Source organism: Kitasatospora sp. NBC_00374 (assembly GCF_041434935.1).
Taxonomy (GTDB): Bacteria; Actinomycetota; Actinomycetes; order Streptomycetales; family Streptomycetaceae; genus Kitasatospora.
In genome coordinates this window covers 1,478,174-1,497,089 of sequence record NZ_CP107964.1, presented here as the reverse complement: position 1 = coordinate 1,497,089, position 18,916 = coordinate 1,478,174, and the positions used below count along the sequence as shown (strand labels likewise).

The following is an 18,916-nucleotide window of genomic DNA, read 5'->3' as shown; positions in this document are numbered from 1 at the left end:
GGCAGGGAGGCCGGCATGGCGTTCGACACGACTGGTTTCGAGCAGGCGGACAGCCGCCGCTACATGCCGATCTCCGAACACGGCCTGATCGGCGATCTTCGTACGACGGCCCTGGTCGGAACGGACGGCACCATCGACTGGTACTGCTGCCCGCGATTCGATGCGCCCAGCGTGTTCGGGTCCATCCTCGACGCCGAACGGGGCGGGTCGTTCGAGTTGGCCGCCGAGGTCCCGACACGCACCCGACAGTTCTACTTCCCCGACACGAACGTGCTGATCACGCGATTCTTCGCCGCAGACGGGGTGGCGGAGATCCAGGACTTCATGCCCGTGGTCGACGAGTCGCGGGAGGCGGCCCGGCACCGGCTGATCCGGCGGGTGCTCTGCGTCCGCGGTGCCCTCCCGTTCAGGGCGCGGATCGCCCCCCGGTTCGGCTACGGCGCCGAGGCGCACACCACGCACCTCGAAGGCCACGTGGCGGTTTTCCGCTCCCCGTCTCTGACACTCGCGCTGACCGCCACCGCACCGCTGGAGAGCGACGGCCTGGACGTGTGGTCGCACTTCAAGCTCCTCGAGGGCGAGTCCAACGTGTTCGCCCTCGACCAGATCGGCGACGACGTGGCCCCTCGGTCCTGTCCACGCGTCGAGGCGCAGGAGCAGGCCGACGCGACGGTCAGGTTCTGGCGTCACTGGCTGGCCGGTTCGCGCTACCACGGGCGGTGGCGGGAGATGGTGAACCGCTCCGCTCTGGTGCTGAAGCTGCTCACCTACGCGCCGACCGGTGCGATCGTCGCCGCACCGACCACCAGCCTGCCCGAGCAGATCGGCGGCGAGCGCAACTGGGACTACCGCTACGTCTGGGTCCGCGACGCCGCCTTCTGCGTCTACGCCATGCTGCGCCTCGGGTTCACCTCGGAGGCCGAGGCGTTCATGGGGTTCCTCGGCAAGCAAGGCATCATGAGCGGCACCGGTGCGACCGGCCCGTTGCAGATCATGTACGGCATCGACGGGCGCAGCGAGCTGCCCGAGTACGAGCTGCCGCACCTGGAGGGCTACCTCGGCTCCGCACCGGTCCGGGTCGGCAACGCCGCCACCGGCCAGCTCCAGCTGGACATCTACGGAGCCCTGATCGACTCGATCTACCTGTACGACAAGTGGGGACAGCCGATCAGCAGCGCCCGCTGGGACGAGGTCGGCGCGATGGCGGACTGGCTCTGCGAGCACTGGGACCAGCCCGACGAGGGAATCTGGGAGACCCGCTCGGGCCGGCGGAACTTCGTGTACTCGCGGCTGATGTGCTGGGTGGCACTGGAGCGGGCCATCCGGATGGCGAACCGCCGCGGCCTGCCGGCCGACCTGCCCCGCTGGCGGCAGTCCCGGGACGCGATCTACCGGCAGATCATGCAGCGCGGGTGGTCGGCCCGGCGGGGCGCGTTCGTCCAGGCTCTGGACGACGGTCAGCTGGACGCCTCGCTGCTGATGATGCCGATGGCCAAGTTCATCTCGCCCACCGACCCCAAGTGGCTCTCCACCCTGGACGCCCTCACCGCCGACCTCGTCTCCGACTCCCTGGTCCACCGCTACGACGCGGCCGCCAGCCCGGACGGCCTGCACGGTCCCGAGGGCACCTTCTCGATCTGCTCCTTCTGGTACGTGGAGGCCCTGGCACGCGCAGGGCGGCTGGAGGAGGCCCGGCTCGCTTTCGAGAAGATGCTCACCTACGCCAACCACCTCGGTCTGTTCGCCGAGGAGATCGGCCCGACCGGCGAACAACTCGGCAACTTCCCCCAGGCCTTCACCCACCTCTCGCTGATCAGCGCCGCCTTCAACCTCGACCGCGCACTCGGCTGACGCGGCACCGCCGCCCGGACGCAGTGCCCGACGCGCTACGGCGATATCCATGCCGGACGGGCGATCACCCGGATCGGCATGCGCTCGGCCCGGTGCGGCCGGCGGATCTCAGCCCATTCCCCCACGGAAATCACCCGCTCCTCCTGATCCTCGCCTTGTCCCCCGCCGCGGGGTCGGTGCGAGCTTGCGGCCCGCGTGACGGGTGAGTCGGCGGCTGTCCGCCCGCCGGCCTCCCGCGTGCCGGTCCGGGACGAATCCTGACGCCTTCTTAACGCCTTCTTATCGCGTTCTTGGCGTAGCATTTCCCTTCGGTGTGCCGGGAAGTCTGGTCGGCGTCTGTGTCCCCACGTCCCGACCTGAAGGGCTCGCTCCCGTGGTTGCTCCCGCCGCCGCCCACCCCACCGTTCCGTCCGCGGCCAGTCCCAGACGCGGGCCTCGACGCTCGGTGCTGTTCTTCGCCTTCGCCTTCGCCGTGATCGCGGACCCGGTCTCCTCCGTGGCCTACGCGATCGAGGCCGCGCTGCGCGCGCTGCACGGCGACCTCGCGCTGCTGCTCCCGACGATGGCCCTGGTGGTCGGGCTCGTCGTCGTGGTGACGGCCAACTACTGGCAGCTGGTGGGGCGGTTCCCGAAGGGCGGCGGAGCGGCCGCGGCCGCCGGACGAGCCTTCGGCGCCCGGTGGACGTTCCTGCCGATCGGCGCCCTCGTGGTGGACTTCGTCCTGACCATCGGCATCTCCATCGCCGCCGCGGCCAGTGCCGTGATCGCGCTCTTCCCCGGGCTGGCGCCCGTTCGGATCCCGCTCGCACTCGTGCTGCTGGCGGTGGTGGCGGGGCTGACCTGGTTCGGGCACGGCGGCCGCCTGTTGTTCGCGGCGATGACGGTCGTGTTCGTGCTGATCGCGGTCGTGGTGCTGGTCCTGGGCTTCGCCGGGCCCCACAGCACCGGCACGGCGGCTGCGGCGGCAGACCCCGGCAGGCCCGCGGTGCTGGCCGTGGTGATGGCCTTCCCGGTCGCCATGGCGCTCGCCACCGGTATCGAGGCGCCGTCGACCGCGATCGCCCAGCTCGGCCAGCTCGACGACACCCACCGCCGCCGCTTCGGCCGCGGCACGCTCGCCCTGCTGCTGGTCATCGTCGGGGGCCTCACCCTGGCCCTGACCGCGCTCGCGGTGGACCTCCACATCGGGCTGCCCGGTGCCGACTCCACGCAGATCGCGGAGATCGCGCATGCCGCGGCCGGCCCGGGCTGGGTCTACAGCGCGTTCCAGCTCACCAGCTCGCTGCTCCTGCTCGCGGCCGCCAGTTCCTCCTTCCAGGCCGGACCGGGCCTGCTGAAGGCCCTCGCCGGGACGGCGGACAACCCCGGTGTCCTGCCGGCCGTCCTCGGCCGGAGCAACAGGCACCACACCCCGTACTGGTCGGTGGTGGTCTACCTGGCCGCCGCCGCGCTGGTCATCGTGGCGGCCTCCGGGCAGGAACAGGAACTCGTCCTGTTCTACGCGGTGTCGGTCTTCGTCAGCTTCCTCGTGGGTCTGCTGGCCATGGCCCGCTTCGCCAGAACCGAGCGCAAGCCCGGGCTGGTGCTCGTCAACGCCCTCGCGGCGGTGGCGGTCGCCTTCACCCTCGCCGTCAACCTGCTGCGCGGCTGGCCGCTGCTGTCCCTGGTCGCGACCGTGCTGATCGGCGGTGCCCTCTACGCGCGCTGGGTGCGGGCAGGCCGGCCCAGCGGCATCGAGGACATCGAGCGCCGGGCCGAGGCCGGCTGAGCGGTGCGCACGCGTCGATGCTCAACGCCGCCTCTCGTCGCTCAGGGCCGGTCGGGGGTCGATGGTCGGCCCCGAGCCGGCGTTCGAGGTCGCGCAGGTCCTTGCCGATGGACGAGCGGACCTTGCGGGCCGTGACCGGTGAGGCCGGCCGGCCTGTCGATCGTCGTGCGTTGCCCTCGCCGTTCGCGTCGTAGGCCTCCCGATCAGGACTCCTGTCGCTGGCGGCGAGCGCCCGATTGCGGCTTTACGGCTGATTCGCGGCGTACGGTCGGGTCAGCGCGGCTGCCCTCCGCGCGCGTCCGCGAAGGAGTACTTCCCTGAACGCCCACGATCACGACGGGGACGAGCCCGACCGCTCCGCACCACGGCCCCACCCGGCCCCCGAGCCCGAACAGCACAGCCCCGAGCCCGCCCCCGGACCGAGGCCGGACGGACAACCGAGCCCGCGCCCGCAACACCCGGAAGCCGAACCGTCGGCCACCCGCCCGCGGTCCGACGTCAAGGGCTCCCCGCTGCGGACGGCGCTCGCGGCCGGCCCGCCGCCTGGTCCGGCACGCCCGGAGTTCTGGCGCAGCCCGCTGCGCGGCCCGTGGCTCACCTCGGTCCTCGGCCTCGTCCTGCTGGGCGGGATCACCGTGCTGTTCGTGACCGGGCTGCTGTCCTACGCCGCCTACAACCCGGACCTCGCGGCGGTGAACGACCAGACCCCGGACAAGGGTCGGCTCGGCTTCTACCTGTTCCCCTGGCCGACCAGCCCCGCCTGGCTCTACCGCCTGACCCAGGGCGTCCACGTCACCCTGGGCATCGTGCTGATCCCGGTCCTGCTGGCCAAGCTCTGGTCGGTCATCCCCAGGCTCTTCTCGTGGCCGCCGGTCCGTTCGCCCGCCCACGCCCTGGAACGGCTGTCGCTGCTGCTCCTGGTCGGCGGGGCGCTGTTCGAGTTCATCACCGGCGTCCTCAACATCCAGCTGCACTACATCTTCCCCGGCTCCTTCTACACCCTGCACTTCTACGGCGCCTGGGTGTTCATCGGCGCCTTCGTCGCCCATGTGGCCTTCCGCCTCCCGGTCGTGGTGCGGGCGCTGCGCAGCCGGCGTCTGCGCGCCGAACTGCGCACCGACACCGCCGGCACGGTCCCCGAACCGCTCGACGACACCGGCCTGGTCTCCCCGCGGCCCGCTCCCGCGACCGTCTCCCGGCGGGGAGCCCTCGCCATGGTCGGCGCCGCCGCCCTCGCCCTGTTCGCGGTGACGGCCGGTCAGAGCATCGGCGGATGGTGGCGCCGGACCGCACTGCTCGCCCCGCACGGACAGGAACCCGGCACCGGCCCGAACGGCTTCCAGATCAACAAGACCGCCGCGGACGTCGGCATCCGCCCCGCCGACATCGGCCCCGACTGGCGGCTGACCGTGCGCGGCCCCGGCCGCGAAGCCGTCCTCACCCTGGACCAGCTGAGGCGGCTCCCACAGACCGGCGCCGCTCTGCCGATCGCCTGCGTCGAGGGCTGGTCCACCCCCGACCAGGACTGGACCGGGGTGCGCCTGACCGACCTCGCCGCCCTCGTCGGCCTGCACGACAGCCCGCCCGACGTCTTCGTCGAATCCGTCCAGCGCGGCGGGTCGTTCAGCTCGACCGTCCTGCGTGACAACCAGGTCCGCGACGCCCGCTCCCTGCTCGCCCTGCGCGTCAACGGCGCCGACCTGTCACCCGACCACGGCTACCCCGCGAGGATCATCGTGCCCGCCAACCCCGGTGTCCACAACACCAAGTGGGTCACCCGCCTCACCTTCGGAGCCACCGGATGACACGCCGCAGCGGCTTCCGGGAGCGCTACGGCGCCTCCCCCCTGCACCTGCTCCTGCTCCTGAGCTCCGTCGCCCTCGCCCTGTACGCCGGGATCCGCCTGCTCAGGGGCGATCCGCTCGGTGTCGCGATCTGGTTCGTCGGCGCCGCCCTGTTCCACGACCTCGTCCTGCTGCCGCTCTACACCTTCACCGACCGGGCCGCCCAGGCCCTGACGGGCGGACACCGGGCCGGGACCGACGGGGCGTACCGGGTGCCGGCGGTCAACTACCTTCGCGTGCCCGCGTTCTGCTCCCTGCTCCTGCTGGTCGTCTGGTACCCGCTGATCCTGCGCCGCGTCCCCGGCTACCGCTCCGCCACCGACCTGGATCCCGACCGCTTCCTCGGGCACTGGCTGCTGCTGACGGCCGCGTTCTTCGCGCTGTCCGCGGCCTGTCTGCTGGCCGCGACGGTCCGCAGGCGCCGAGCGGGCGGCTGAATCAGCCCTGCATCCTCACGTAGCGGGCTGAGCTGCATCTCGTCGACCGACAGCGCGGCTTCGGCGGCTTCTACGAGCAACTGCTCGACCTGGCGTGACCGCTGTGCGTCCCCGGGGCCGAACCGATCCGTCGTCAGGCGCTGAGGAAGCCGGCGTCCGTGAGGACCTTCTGGCCGTCGGGGGACTCCACCAGGGCGACGAACGCCTGGGCGCCGGTGCTGTTGGGGGCGTGGGTGAGGGTGGCGATCGGGTAGTCGTTGATGGCGGAGGAGGACTCGGGGAAGGTGACGCCGTCGACCTTGCCCGCAGCGGATTTCACGTCGGTCCGGTAGACGAGGGAGGCGTCGGCCTCCTGGAGTTCGACCTTGGTCAGCGCCGCTTTGACGTCCTGTTCGTAGCTGGCGGGAGTGACCTGGACGTTGCCGGCCGCGAGGGCCTTCTGGGCCGCCGCCCCGCAGGGGACCTCCTTGGCGCACAGGACGACCTTCAGGCCGGGCTGGGCGAGGTCCTGGAGCGAGGCGATGTGCTTGGGGTTGCCGGGAACGGTGGCGATCTCCAGCTGGTTGCGGACGAAGGTCGTCGGAGTGCCCGCCGCGTCGCCCTTGTCCGTGACGGTCTTCATGGTGGCCGGGCTGGCGGCGGCGAACACGTCGGCCGGGGCGCCGTTCACGATGCTCGCCGCGAGGGCGTCGCTGCCCGCGAAGTTGAAGACCACCTTGGTGCCGGGATGGGCCGCCTCGAACTGCGTGCCGATCGCCGTGAAGGCCTCCTTCAGCGACGCGGCGGCGAAGACGGTCACCGTCCCGGTGACGTCCGCCGTCGTCCCCGAAGCGGTTGCGGGGGCGGTCGAAGCCGTCGACGCGCCGGAATCGCTCGAGGAGCAGGCGCTGAGCGCCAGGAGGACCGCGGTGCAGCCACTCGCCAACCGCATGGTCCGGCGGCGGATGGTACGGGTCGGCACTGGGTTCTCCCCGTCTGTGACGGCACCGGTCGGTGCGCAGTAGCGCCGAGCATAGGGCCGCATCTGCGAGGGGGATCGGCACATTCGTCTTGCATTCGCCCAATGGTGTGAGTGATTGATCCACACTGCCGACAGGTCCCGCCCGCACGGTGAAGGCGGGCCGGCCATTCCCCGGCCGCGAGGCCTGCCCGGCCCGTGTGGGGTCGCACCCTCGGTCGTCAGGACCGAACCCTGTTCGATAGGTTGGGGCGCCAGCGTCAACTGTCGAGTACCGCAGAAGGGCCCCTCCAGATGGCCGAGCAGGCGTACCACCAGCTGTTCTCCTACGGCACACTGCAGCTTCCCGAGGTCCAACTCGCCCGTTTCGGGCGGCATCTGGAAGGACAGTCCGACGCACTGCCCGGCTACCGCCTCACGTACGTCGAGATCACCGACCCGGAGGTGATCGCGACCAGCGGCACGAACCTCCACCCCCTGGTCGTGGCCTCCGCCGAGGGCGGCGACGCGGTGGACGGCAGCGTCTTCGCCATCACCGACGCCGAGCTCGCGGCAGCGGACGACTACGAGGTCGACGACTACGCCAGGACCGAGGTCGTCCTGCGGTCGGGAACGAAGGCCTGGGCGTACCTCGCCGCTCACGCGTAGGGCGGCACCGCCGGCTGGGGCGACCGCCCCTGACTGCACGTCACCGGGGCACCTGCTCATGGCGCCCCTGCGGATCACACGCGGGGCGGAGCCTGCCGTGCAGCGGGGTTGACAGCAGCGGGCGAGCCTGCCCTGCCTCCCCTTGATGCCGCACCCCCGTGACGAGAGCCCGGAGCGGTCAGGAACGGAATGCCGCTTCGGTCTGTGCGGTGTCCTCGGTGCCGCGGTAGTGGACGATCTTCCCGTCACGGAAGGTGAACCGGTGGTGCAGGTCCATCGCCAGCCGCGTCCCGCTGGCCCGGTGCGTGGCCCGCATCCGCACCACGGTCAGGACGTCGGTGTCGTTCGCGGCGAAGGACACCGGGGTGAACTCCTCCACGGCCATGGTCGAACCGAACTGCTCGAAGAATTCGGCGACTTCCGCCTTCCCGTGGCGCACGCCGTACCACGGCGCCGCCGTGGAGCTGGTCTCCGAGGCCCAGTCGACGTCATCGCCGAGCCTGGCCAGGATCCCCGGTACGTCGCCGCTGCCGAACGCCGTGTAGACGGATCTGATCGTCTCGATCATGCTCTGCTCGCCCACCGGGCACCCCTGTCCGTCGAGGAAACCATCTCGGTCCATGCTAGGAGCGGTACCGGTACCGCCGCCTTCCGGCGCGGCCCGGCCCGTTCGGTCCGCAGGCCGTCGCCCCCGGAGCCTCCCCCCTCGGCCGTCAGGAGGCGGCCGGAGGGTCCCGGTCCGTCCGGCGCGGACGCGCTGGGCGAGGCTTGCCCCGGTGCCGGGCGTCTCTGCCGCATCATGGATCGGGCGGAAGGAGACTCATGGCGCAGCCTGTCCCGCGGAACGGCGGATGGCGCCCCTCCGTTCCCTCGCTCCCCGGGCTCGTCGTGCTCAGGCACTACCGGCGTGCCTGGCTGCGGGGTGACCTGTTGGCCGGCGGCACCGTCGCGGCGTACCTCGTACCGCAGGTCATGGCCTATGCCGGCGTCGCTGGTCTGCCGCCGGTCGCGGGGCTCTGGGCGATCCTCCCGGCGCTGGCCGTGTACGCCCTCCTCGGGTCGTCCCGGCTGCTGTCGGTGGGGCCCGAGTCGACGACGGCGCTGATGACCGCCACCGTGGTCGGGCCGCTGGCCGGCGGCGACACCGACCGCTACGCGGTGCTGGCGGCCACCCTCGCCGTGGTGGTCGGCGTACTGTTCGCGCTGGCGTGGCTGGCGCGGCTGGGATTCGTCGCCGACCTGCTCTCGCGGCCGGTCCTGATCGGCTATCTGGCCGGGGTCGCGCTGATCATGATGGTCGACCAGCTGTCCAAGCTCACCGGCGTCGACGTGGAGGGCGAGGGGTTCGGCCCGCAACTGAGGTACTTCGTACGGCACCTCTCGGAGGCGGACACCGCCACCGTGGTCTTCAGCGCGGCGGCGCTGCTCTTCCTCTTCGCCGTCAACCGCTTCCTTCCCCGCCTCCCCGGACCGCTGCTGGCCGTCGTCCTCGGCACGGCGGTGGTGGCGGTGTTCGGTCTGCAGGAGCACGGCATCGCGGTGATCGGCGAGATCCCGGCCGGACTGCCCAGCCCCTCCCTGCCGGACCTGAGGGAGGTGCACCGCCTGCTGCTGCCCGCCCTCGGCGTGCTGCTCGTCGGCTACACCGACGTGATCCTCACCGCGCGGGCCTTCGAGTCCCGCGACGAGGGCGAGCAGCTGGACGCCGACCAGGAACTGCTCGCCCTGGGCGGCGCCAACCTCGGCGCCGGATTCCTGCACGGCTTCCCGGTGAGCAGCAGCGCCAGCCGCACCGCGCTCGCCCAGTCGGCCGGCGGCCGCACCCAGGCGTACGCGCTGACGGCCGGCGTGGCCGTGCTCGCCGTGCTGCTGTTCCTGAGCCCGCTGTTGAAGTACACGCCGACGGCGGTGCTGGGCGCACTGGTCGTCTTCGCCGCGATCCGGATGATCGACGTGGCGGGGCTGCGCCGGCTGAAGGGGTTCCGGCGCCGGGAGTTCCTGCTGGCGGTCGGCTGCCTGGTCGGGGTGCTGGCGCTGGACATCCTGTACGGGGTCCTGGTGGCCGTGGGGCTGTCGGTGGCGGAGCTGCTGAGCCGGGTGGCCCGCCCGCACGACGCCGTCCAGGGCCTGGTGCCCGGTGTTCCCGGCATGCACGACATCGACGACTATCCGCAGGCCCGCACCGTGCCCGGGCTGGTCGTCTACCGCTACGACTCGCCGCTGTTCTTCGCCAACGCGGAGGACTTCCGGCGCCGGGCGCTGGCCGCGGTCGCCGAGGAGAGCGGCCCGGTGCGCTGGTTCGTCCTCAACACGGAGGCCAACGTGGAGGTCGACATCACCGCGCTGGACTCGGTGGAGGCGCTCCGGATCGAGCTGGCCGGACGCGGCATCGTCTTCGCGCTGGCCCGGGTCAAGCAGGACCTGCGGGCCGAGCTGGACGCATACGGGCTGACCGGGTCCGTCGGCGAGGACCGGATCTTTCCCACCCTGCCCACGGCCGTGGCCGCCTACCAATCCTGGGCCTTTGGCAGCGGCCCGGAAACGTGGCCGGCGGACCCGGAGTGAGGCGGACGTCCCCCGGGTGGCGGCTCCCGGTTTGACGGCCCCGACGGTCGGCCGGATGGTGGCAGGTACCGACGTCCACCGGACGGTGGGCCGGATCGACGCGGCAGCGGAAGCGGCCGCCCGCCGGGCAGCGGCGCCGGCCGGCCGCGGCGACGGCGATGGCAGGGACCGGGACAGGGGCCGGGCCGGTGACCCGCAGCCGTCGCGGACCGAGAGGAAGCGGTACCGGCGATGTCGGACAAGCAGGCCAGACGGATCGCGAAGTTCATCGAGCCGCTGCGCGTGGAGCCGGGCTCGCGGGTGGACCTCGCCGAGGACTTCGACCCCCGCTACAAGGCCCGGTTGAAGAAGCGGGACGGCGCCGAACTGCTGCGCACCGGCGTCGGCCTGCTCGCCGAGTACCAGTCACGGCTGGCCGCCCAGGACACCTACGGTGTGCTGCTCTGCCTCCAGGCGATCGACGCGGGCGGCAAGGACGGGACGATCCGCCACGTGATGAGCGGGGTCAACCCGCAGGGCGTGCACGTCAGCAGCTTCAAGGTGCCCTCCGTCGAGGAGCTCGACCACGACTACCTGTGGCGCTACGCGCGGCGCCTGCCGGCCCGCGGGGACATCGCGATCTTCAACCGGTCGCACTACGAGGAGGTCCTCGTGGTGCGGGTGCATCCCGAGAACCTGGACCGGCAGCGGCTGCCCGCCGAGGCGAAGGGGCGGGACGTCTGGACGCGCCGCTACCGGGAGATCAACGACTGGGAGCGCTACCTCTGCGCGAACGGGTTCAGAGTCGTGAAGATCTTCCTGAACCTCTCCGAGGAGGAGCAGCGCACCCGCTTCCTGAAACGGATCGACCTGCCGGACAAGAACTGGAAGTTCTCGGCGGCGGACCTGCGCGAGCGCGAGCGGTGGGACGACTACCAGCACGCCTTCTCCGAGATGCTCTCGGCCACGAGCACCCCGTGGGCGCCGTGGTACGTCGTGCCGGCCGACCGCAAGTGGTTCGCGCGCATCTGCGCCGCCGCGGTGCTCGCGCACACGCTGATGGAGATCGACCCCCGCTACCCGGTCGTCGGCAAGAAGGCCCGCAAGGAGCTGCGGGCCGCCAAGCGGCAGTTGGAGCAGCAGGCCCCCGAGGGCGCCGAGCGCGACCCGTACGCGGCCGGGCACCGGACCGGGCACCGTGCCTGAGCACCGCGGCGGCCGGCCCGCCGTGAGGAACGCGACGCATCGGAGGTGCGGGCATGGCGGCACAGACTGAACCGCCGGCGGCGGGCCCGGCCATGCGGCCCTGGTACGCGACACCGCCCCAGGAGGTCGCGGCACGGCTCGGCGTGGACCCGGAGGCCGGGCTCTCCGCCGCCCGGGCGGCGGACCTGCTGGCCGCGAACGGCCCGAACGCACTGCCGGAGGAGAAGGCGAGGCCGGGCTGGCTGCGCTTCCTCGACCAGTACCGCAGCTACATGCAGATCATCCTGGTCGCCTCGGCGGTGGTCGCACTGGCCATCAAGGAGTGGAGCACGGCGATCCTGCTGATCGTCCTGACGCTGTTCAACGCGGTCGTCGGTCTGCGGCAGGAGGGCAAGGCCGAGAGCGCCATGAACGCGCTGCGGTCGATGATGAAGACCACGGCCCGGGTCCGGCGGGACGGGGCCGAGGCGGAGATCCCGGCCGAACAGCTGGTGGTCGGGGACGTCGTGCTGATCGCCGCGGGCAACACCGTCCCCGCGGACGGGCGGATCGTCCGGGCCAGCTCGCTGCAGATCGACGAGTCGGCGCTGACCGGCGAGAGCGTACCGGCGGTGAAGGACGCGGGCACCCTGACGGGCGAGCGGCTCGGCCCGGGCGACCAGTCCACCATGGCGTTCATGAACACCCCGGTCACCCACGGCAGCGGCGTACTGATCATCACCGGGACGGGCGCCGGGACGGAACTGGGCAAGATCTCCGGGATGCTCTCGGCGACCGAGAAGGAGCAGACGCCGCTCACCCGGGAACTCGACACCCTGACCCTGTGGATCGCGGCGGCGGCCGGCCTGACCATGGTGGTGATGTTCGCCCTCGGCCGCAGCCGCGACCAGGCCTGGGACACCCTGTTCGTCAGCGCCGTCTCGCTGGCCATCGCCGCCATCCCCGAGGCCCTGCCGACCGTCACCCAGGTGATCCTCTCGGTCGGCAGCCTCAACCTCGCCAGACGCAACGCCATCGTCAAGGAACTGCCGTCCGTGGAGACCCTGGGCTTCACCTCGGCCATCAACTCCGACAAGACCGGCACCCTGACGATGAACCAGATGACCGTCGTCGAGGTCCTCAGCCCCACCGACCGCTTCACCGTCTCCGGCAGCGGCTACGGACTGGAGGGGCGGATCCACCACGCCGCCGGATCCTCGGCGGGCATCGAGGACGCCATCCTGCCGTACCTGGTCGCCAGCGACGCCGAGCTGGTGGACGGCACGGTGGTCGGCGATCCGACCGAGGGCGCGCTGCTCGTCCTCGGCCACAAGGCCGGCCTGGACATCGGCGCCACCCGGGAGCGCTACCCCCGGCTCGCCACCCTGCCGTTCGACCCCGAGTACAAGCTGATGGCCACCTTCAACTCGGCCGTGGACGCGACGGGCCGGCCGGTGGTGCGCTGCTTCGTCAAAGGCGCGGCGCCCGCCGTCACGGCCCGCGCGACCACCGCGCTCGCCGACGGCCGGACCGTCCCCTGGGACGCCGACCTGCGGGGTCGCGCGGAGACCCAGTCCGAACGGATGGGCGGCGAGGGCCGCCGGGTGATGGCGGCGGCCGAGCGCGACCTGGACCCGGCGGAGTTCGACCCGGACGGAGACCTGCTCGCGCTCGTCACCGACCTGCGGATGACCAGCCTGGTCGGCATGGTCGACCCGCCCCGCGCGGAGTCCAGGGAGGCGGTGGCCAGCGCCCAGGCCGCCCACATCCGGGTCCGCATGGTCACCGGTGACGACGTCACCACCGGCGAGGCCATCGCCCGTCAGCTCGGCATCCCCGGCGGGGCGATCCTCGGAGCGGACTTCGCCGCCATGCCGGAGCACGAGCGGCTGGCCCGGATCGACGGCATCGGCGTGGTCGGCCGCGTCGCGCCCGAGCACAAGGTCCTGCTCGCCGACACGCTCAAGAAGAAGGGCGAGGTCGTGGCGATGACCGGCGACGGTGTCAACGACGCACCCGCCATCAAGGCCGCCGACATCGGCATCGCCATGGGCAGCGGCACCGACGTGGCCAAGAACGCCGGCCGGATGATCCTCTCCGACGACAACTTCTCCACCATCGTGTACGCCGTCGAGGAGGGCCGAAAGCTCTACGACAACCTCACCAAGTACATCCGGTTCGTCCTGATGCTCCTGGTCACCTTCGTCCTGACCTTCCTCGGCGCGACCCTCTTCAACATCGCCGCCGGTGAGCCGTTCACCCCGCCGCAGGTGCTGTGGATCCACTTCGTCGTCAACGCGCCCTTCGGCTTCGCCCTCGGCTTCGATCTGGCCAGCCCCGGCCTGATGCGGCGCACCCCGCGCCCGCGCGGCGAATCGCTGCTGACCAGGTCCGTCATGGTCACCGTCGGGCTCAGCGGACTGGCCGTCACCGTCGCCCTGCTCCTGCTGATCAAACTGGGCGAGCACCACTACGGCAGCGTGAAGACCGGCAGCTCGATCGCCTTCACCGCCTTCGCGCTCTGCCTGATCGTGGCGGCCTACGAATGCCGCAGCGAACGCGCCACCGTGCTGAGCACCGGCACGTTCGACAGCAGACCGATGAACCTGGCGGCCCTGTCCGAGTTCGTCCTGGCGGTCCTGGTGACGCAGATGGACGCCTTCCGCCGCATCCTCGGCACCACCGAGATCACCCTCGCCCAGTTCGGCTGGGCCCTGCTCGCCCCCGTCGCACTCCTGCTCCTGTGGGAGCTGGGCAAGCTCCTGTCCCGCCGAACGTCGACGGCCGCCTGACACCCGGCCACGTGGCGGGCTTGATCACCACCCGGTGCGCCGGCCCTCCGCCGCCGCGATCCTCGGCCGCCCGCCCGCTACGCCGGTGAGCGCTGTCACCCCATTCAGAAAAGCCTGCTGACACCGAGTCAGCCGAAATGTCGAAGCTCGCGCGGCCGCTCGAACATGGCATTTCGGGCGATTCCGACCGCACGTCACCAGCCCGTGTGACTTAGCACACGTTTTGCTTTCACATTGTCCAGATTTGGCAGGCATGGTCACGCTTACTCCACTCGATCCGTGGCGGGTCCACCTCTCTGACCTCCCGGTTTGTGTTGACACCCGGTTCGATGGTTTACGAAGATCTGCTCCGCATTAGAAGATCTTAAGAATTCGGGGATGAGAAGACGGTGGCAAGTACAGAGTGGAGACGGGCGACGCGGGCATGGATTGCCGCGACCGTGGCTGCCGGAGCACTGATCGGCTCCGGCCTGCTCCCGGGCGTCGCGTCCGCCGCTGACGGATCGCCGGCGGCTTCGACGCCGGCCGGCGTCACCTCGACCGACGCGGCGGAGGTCGCGGCGGTCGCGGAGGCGAAGCGGTCGGGGAAGCCGGTCGAGGTGGCGTCGAAGCGGACCGAGACGAGCGACGTGGTGGCCCAGCCGGACGGGAAGCTGGTGGCGACGACGTATGTGCAACCGCACCGGGTCCGCAGGGCCGGCGGCTGGGTGGACGTCGATCCGTCGCTGAGCGTACGCGCCGACGGCTCGGTGGCACCCAAGGCGGCCACCGCCGACGTGGTGTTCTCCGGCGGCGGGAGCTCGCAGCCGTTGGTCCGGATGACCTCGGCGGGCAAGGAGCTGAAGCTGTCGTGGCCGAAGGCCCTGCCGAAGCCGGTGGTGGACGGCAGCACGGCGGAGTACCGCTCGATCCTGCCGGACGTGGACCTGAAGCTGACCGCGACGCGGACCGGGTTCAGCCAGATCGTCGTGGTGCACACCGCGGCGGCGGCGAAGAACCCGGAACTGGACCAGCTCCGGCTGGGCCTGAAGGGCGACGGCCTGACGGTCAAGCAGGCCGCCGACGGTTCGCTGACCGCGGTGGACAGGAACGGCGGCGGGACGGTCTTCGAGGCGCCCACGCCGGTGATGTGGGACTCCTCCGGCCCGGCTGCCGCCCAGGCGGCAGCGGCCGCGGCCGCCGCCCCGGCGGCGAAGTCGAGGACCCTCGCAGCGCCGGCTCAGGAGTCCGCCGCGCTGCCCGCGCCGGACCTGCTGCCGGGTGAGGGCGCGAAGGTCGCCCGGATCAAGGTCGACCTGCCGCTCGCACAGGACAGACTGGTCCTCACTCCGGACCAGACGATGCTGGACGACCCGGCGACGGTGTTCCCGGTGATGATCGACCCGGCCTGGAACACGCCGAACGCGGCGGACTGGGCGGGTGTGTCGCGGTACTACGCATCCCAGTCCTACTGGCACTTCACGTACAACAGCTCCTACGTGCACGACTGGGGCGTCGGATACTGCGGTGACACCAGCCGCTGCGCACCGTCGGACGTGAAGCGGGCGTTCTTCCAGATCCCGACGTCGACGTTCATCGGGAAGCAGATCCTGAGCGCGGAGTTCGGTACCTACGAGAGCCACTCGTGGTCCTGCTCTCCGAGCAACGTGGAGCTGTGGAGCACCGGTTGGGTGTCCTCGAAGACGAACTGGACCAGTCAGAGCGCGTCGGGATTCTGGAGCCGGAAGCTGCAGACGATGAGTGCGGCGAAGGGCTGGAGCGGTAGCTGCCCGGGTGGCTGGCTGGAGTTCGGCGGCGCCTCGGGCGGGGTCAAGGACCTGGTGCAGGACGCCGCGAACTGGGGTTGGTCGTGGACCACGTTCGGGCTCAAGGCCGAGAACGAGGGCGACAGCAACAGCTGGAAGCGCCTGACCGACGACGCCTTCCTGCGGGTGCACTACAACCTGGCACCCCGCCAGACCCCGATGAGCGGCCTGACGATGTCGCCCGGCAGCTGCCTGTCGACCGGCGTGACCATCAACAAGTGGCCCCAGATCACGGCGCGTGCCGACGACCCGGACGGTGAGGCCGTCGGCGTCCAGTTCGCGGTCGGCTGGGACGACGGCACCGGCTTCGCCCGCCGGTGGTGGTCGACCGGGTCGGCGGGTGCGGCGCCCGCATCCGACACCTTCAAGGGCTCGGGCTCGCAGTTCTCGCTGACCGTCCCGCCCATGCCCGCGCCCGCCAAGGGCGCCTACGGCTGGGAGATGAGGGCCTGGGACGGCGCGAGCTGGGGGCCGTGGTCCTCGGTCGGCGACGCGACCAACTGCTACTTCCGCGTCGACACCTCCGCGCCCGACGGGCCGGCTGTCACCTCGGCCTCCTACCCAGGCTCGAAGGACGCCGCCGCAGCGCTGCCGTGGACGGACGGCGTCGGCAAGTACGGCGCCTTCACGATCGACTCGGCGGCCACCGACGTCGTCAAGTACCAGTGGGGGCTGGACACCACGGCCTCCGCGGCCCACGAGGTCGCCACCACGGCGGGTGCCCCGCAGACCATCAGCGTGCTGCCGGAGACACCCGGCGTGCACACCCTGTCGGTGCGGGCGCTGGACGGGGCGGGCAACGCCTCGCAGCTGGAGACCTACTACTTCAGCGTCCTGAACGGCCAGCCGCAACGCGCCGGCTGGACCATGGACGAGGCCTCCGGCACCACCCTCGCCGGAACCGGCGCCCGGATCGACGCCACCAAGGGCGGCGGCGCGGTGACCGGGGCGCCCGGGCACCTGGGCACCGGGGCGGCCTTCAACGGGACCTCCACCTCCTACGCCGGAACCCAGGGCGCGGTCCTCGACACCACCAGGAGCTTCACCCTCTCCGCGTGGGTCTACCTGACCGACGCCACCCACAACCGCATGGCGATCGCCCAGGAGGGGACCTACATGTCCTCCTTCAGCCTGGGCGAGCGCGACGGCAAGTGGGCCTTCGTCAGCACCACCAAGGACAGCACCGGCTACGCCTGGCAGATCGCCGCCTCGCCGACGCCCGCCCCGCTCAACCAGTGGGCCCATCTGACCGGCGTCTACGACTCCGCCAACCAGACCATGGCGCTGTACGTCGACGGGGTTCCCACCGCGACCGTCCCCGCACCCGTCAGCTGGAGTGCACGCGGACCGCTGGACATCGGCCGGCTCACGTACCGAGGCGGGTACACCGACTTCTGGGCCGGGTCCCTGGACGAGGTCAAGGTCTGGGACCGGCCGCTCTCCGCGGCCGAGGCCGTCGAGGTCGCCGCCGACCGCCCGCTGACCGCGGGCCTGCCCGCCAAGGCGGTCTGGCACCTCGACGAGGACGCGGGCGCCGCGACCGTGGCCGGCTACCCGGAGTCCGACAGCCTCACCACGTTCGGAGGCGTCCAGGCCGGCGTTCAGGGGACGGCCGGCAAGGCCGTCCACTTCGACGGCACCAGCGGGTACGCCCGCACCGCCCGTCCGCAGGTCGACGGGGCCCGGAGCTTCGCGGTCTCCGCCTGGGTGCGGCTGCCCAAGCTCGCCGACACGGACGGGACGGCCAAGATCGCGCTGTCCCAGATCGGCCGGCACAACAGCGAGTTCTCCCTGTACTACTCGGCCTACTACAAGCGGTGGATCTTCGGCCGGTACAAGGAGGACACCGCCGCCGACACCCTGGTGCGGGCGATGCAGCCGGACTGCGCCGCGGGCAGCACGGTGAACGGGGTGCCGTGCTTCGCCGGCACGGACAACCAGTGGACGCACCTGCTGGGCGTCTCCGACACGGTCGCGAAGAAGACCCGCCTCTACATCAACGGCTTCCTGGTCGGCGAGGCGGACTACACGCAGAACGCGCCGTGGGCGGAGCCCGGCCCGCTCCAGCTGGGTGCGGTCAGCCGTGAGGGTGCCAACGGCGAGTTCTTCGGCGGTGACATCGACGACCTGCGGATCTACGACCGGGTCGTCACCGGCCCGGAGGCGGCCGACCTGGTGGCCCAGCGCCCGCAGCTCACCGGCCGGTGGAAGCTCAACACCGTCGCCGGTACCGCGACCCCGGGCGAGGGGCCGACGAAGCCGGCCGCACAGCTCGGCGGCGGCGCCACCATCAACGCCGGCGGCGGTCTGTACGTGACCCCGGGCACCCTGCAGCTGAACGGCACCACCGGCTTCGCAGCCACCGGCGCCGCACCGGTGCACACCAACCAGAGCTTCACGCTGGCCGGCTGGGCGAACACCGCGGGCTCCCCGACAAGGGACATGACGGTGCTCTCGCAGGGCGGTACCACCGGTGACGCGGCCACGCTGCGCTGGCACTACCTCAAGGACGACCCGAACACCGGTGAGCACCTGGGCGAGTGGCAGGCCGTGCTGGCCGGCACCGACGCGGCGGGTGCCGCCCGCACCGTCGTCGTGCACTCCGCGGTCCCGTCGGTGCTGGAGAACTGGACGCACCTGGCGCTCACCTACGACGCGCTCTCGAGCCGGCTGAGCCTCTACGTCAACGGCGACCTGGAGAACCAGGTCTGCACCACCGGCGCGGCGGACTGCACCAGCCGTACCTCGTGGGCCCAGGCGGTGCGGCCGTTCGACGCCACCGGCGGGCTTCAGTTCGGCCGGGCGAAGGCCACCGGCACGTTCGGTGAGTACTTCTCCGGTGAACTGGACGACGTCTGGGCGTTCCAGGGCGTGCTGAGCGCCGCCCAGATCGCCCGACTCGCCGACTACAACACCGAGTTGGACACCACGACCGGTCCCTGACCGGTCCCTGCGCGGGCCGGGTGGCAGCTGCCGCCCGGCCCGCGTCTCCGTCTTCCGCCTGCCGCGCCGGCAGGCGGTCCAACGGCGGCGCCAGCCTGTCGGCCGCCGCTGTCACTCTCCGTGCCCGCAACGTGACGGGCG

The 18,916-nt window shown here is 71.6% G+C and carries 11 protein-coding genes; 9 read left to right on the top strand and 2 right to left on the bottom strand.

The annotated features are described in order from the left end of the window. The first annotated feature begins 15 nt into the window (after window positions 1-15). From OG871_RS06765 to OG871_RS06750, 4 genes are all read left to right on the top strand, one after another. A complete protein-coding gene (locus tag OG871_RS06765; protein ID WP_371494983.1) occupies window positions 16-1,851 on the top strand; it encodes a glycoside hydrolase family 15 protein in 1,836 nt (611 codons plus the stop codon). Between the two features lie 445 nt (window positions 1,852-2,296). Then, window positions 2,297-3,619 carry an amino acid permease gene (locus tag OG871_RS06760; protein WP_371494981.1) on the top strand — a complete coding sequence of 441 codons (1,323 nt, stop codon included), beginning with the start codon at window positions 2,297-2,299 and terminating at the stop codon, window positions 3,617-3,619. Window positions 3,620-4,131: 512 nt separating this feature from the next. Then, window positions 4,132-5,424 (top strand): molybdopterin-dependent oxidoreductase, encoded by a 1,293-nt coding sequence (locus tag OG871_RS06755; protein WP_371503231.1) that lies wholly within the window; start codon window positions 4,132-4,134, stop codon window positions 5,422-5,424. Next, window positions 5,421-5,900 carry a hypothetical protein gene (locus tag OG871_RS06750; RefSeq protein WP_371494979.1) on the top strand — a complete coding sequence of 160 codons (480 nt, stop codon included), beginning with the start codon at window positions 5,421-5,423 and terminating at the stop codon, window positions 5,898-5,900. Before OG871_RS06755 ends, OG871_RS06750 begins: the two co-directional genes overlap by 4 nt. A 133-nt stretch (window positions 5,901-6,033) precedes the next feature. On the opposite strand, the gene modA is transcribed toward OG871_RS06750, so the two are convergent. Next, complete coding sequence (gene modA / locus OG871_RS06745) at window positions 6,034-6,831, bottom strand: molybdate ABC transporter substrate-binding protein (RefSeq protein ID WP_371503230.1); 798 nt, start codon at window positions 6,829-6,831, stop codon at window positions 6,034-6,036. Window positions 6,832-7,152: 321 nt separating this feature from the next. Between modA and OG871_RS06740 the strand changes: the two genes are divergently transcribed. Next, window positions 7,153-7,506: a gamma-glutamylcyclotransferase family protein gene (locus OG871_RS06740; protein WP_371494977.1), complete on the top strand. Its 354-nt coding sequence runs from the start codon at window positions 7,153-7,155 to the stop codon at window positions 7,504-7,506. Between the two features lie 178 nt (window positions 7,507-7,684). On the opposite strand, the gene OG871_RS06735 is transcribed toward OG871_RS06740, so the two are convergent. After that, complete coding sequence (locus OG871_RS06735; RefSeq protein ID WP_371494975.1) at window positions 7,685-8,128, bottom strand: nuclear transport factor 2 family protein; 444 nt, start codon at window positions 8,126-8,128, stop codon at window positions 7,685-7,687. A 200-nt stretch (window positions 8,129-8,328) separates the two neighbouring features. On the opposite strand from OG871_RS06735, the gene OG871_RS06730 reads away from it, so the two are divergent. From OG871_RS06730 to OG871_RS06715, 4 genes are all read left to right on the top strand, one after another. After that, window positions 8,329-10,071: a SulP family inorganic anion transporter gene (locus OG871_RS06730; RefSeq protein ID WP_371494973.1), complete on the top strand. Its 1,743-nt coding sequence runs from the start codon at window positions 8,329-8,331 to the stop codon at window positions 10,069-10,071. 231 nt (window positions 10,072-10,302) lie between these two features. Then, window positions 10,303-11,256, top strand: a complete 954-nt coding sequence (locus OG871_RS06725) for a polyphosphate kinase 2 family protein (protein WP_371494971.1) — start codon at window positions 10,303-10,305, stop codon at window positions 11,254-11,256. Between the two features lie 53 nt (window positions 11,257-11,309). After that, on the top strand, window positions 11,310-14,027 hold the full coding sequence (locus tag OG871_RS06720) for a cation-translocating P-type ATPase (RefSeq protein WP_371494969.1): 2,718 nt from the start codon (window positions 11,310-11,312) through the stop codon (window positions 14,025-14,027). Between the two features lie 440 nt (window positions 14,028-14,467). Beyond that, the gene (locus OG871_RS06715) at window positions 14,468-18,775 is read left to right on the top strand and encodes a LamG-like jellyroll fold domain-containing protein (protein ID WP_371494967.1); all 4,308 of its coding nucleotides are present in this window, start codon (window positions 14,468-14,470) and stop codon (window positions 18,773-18,775) included. Window positions 18,776-18,916: the final 141 nt, after the last annotated feature.

Coding starts and splice junctions, on each gene's coding strand:
- OG871_RS06730 (WP_371494973.1), top strand. CDS start 8,329: ATGGCGCAGCCTGTCCCGCGGAACGGCGGATGGCGCCCCTCCGTTCCC.
- OG871_RS06725 (WP_371494971.1), top strand. CDS start 10,303: ATGTCGGACAAGCAGGCCAGACGGATCGCGAAGTTCATCGAGCCGCTG.
- OG871_RS06720 (WP_371494969.1), top strand. CDS start 11,310: ATGGCGGCACAGACTGAACCGCCGGCGGCGGGCCCGGCCATGCGGCCC.
- OG871_RS06735 (WP_371494975.1), bottom strand. CDS start 8,128: ATGGACCGAGATGGTTTCCTCGACGGACAGGGGTGCCCGGTGGGCGAG.
- OG871_RS06765 (WP_371494983.1), top strand. CDS start 16: ATGGCGTTCGACACGACTGGTTTCGAGCAGGCGGACAGCCGCCGCTAC.
- OG871_RS06750 (WP_371494979.1), top strand. CDS start 5,421: ATGACACGCCGCAGCGGCTTCCGGGAGCGCTACGGCGCCTCCCCCCTG.
- OG871_RS06740 (WP_371494977.1), top strand. CDS start 7,153: ATGGCCGAGCAGGCGTACCACCAGCTGTTCTCCTACGGCACACTGCAG.
- modA (WP_371503230.1), bottom strand. CDS start 6,831: ATGCGGTTGGCGAGTGGCTGCACCGCGGTCCTCCTGGCGCTCAGCGCC.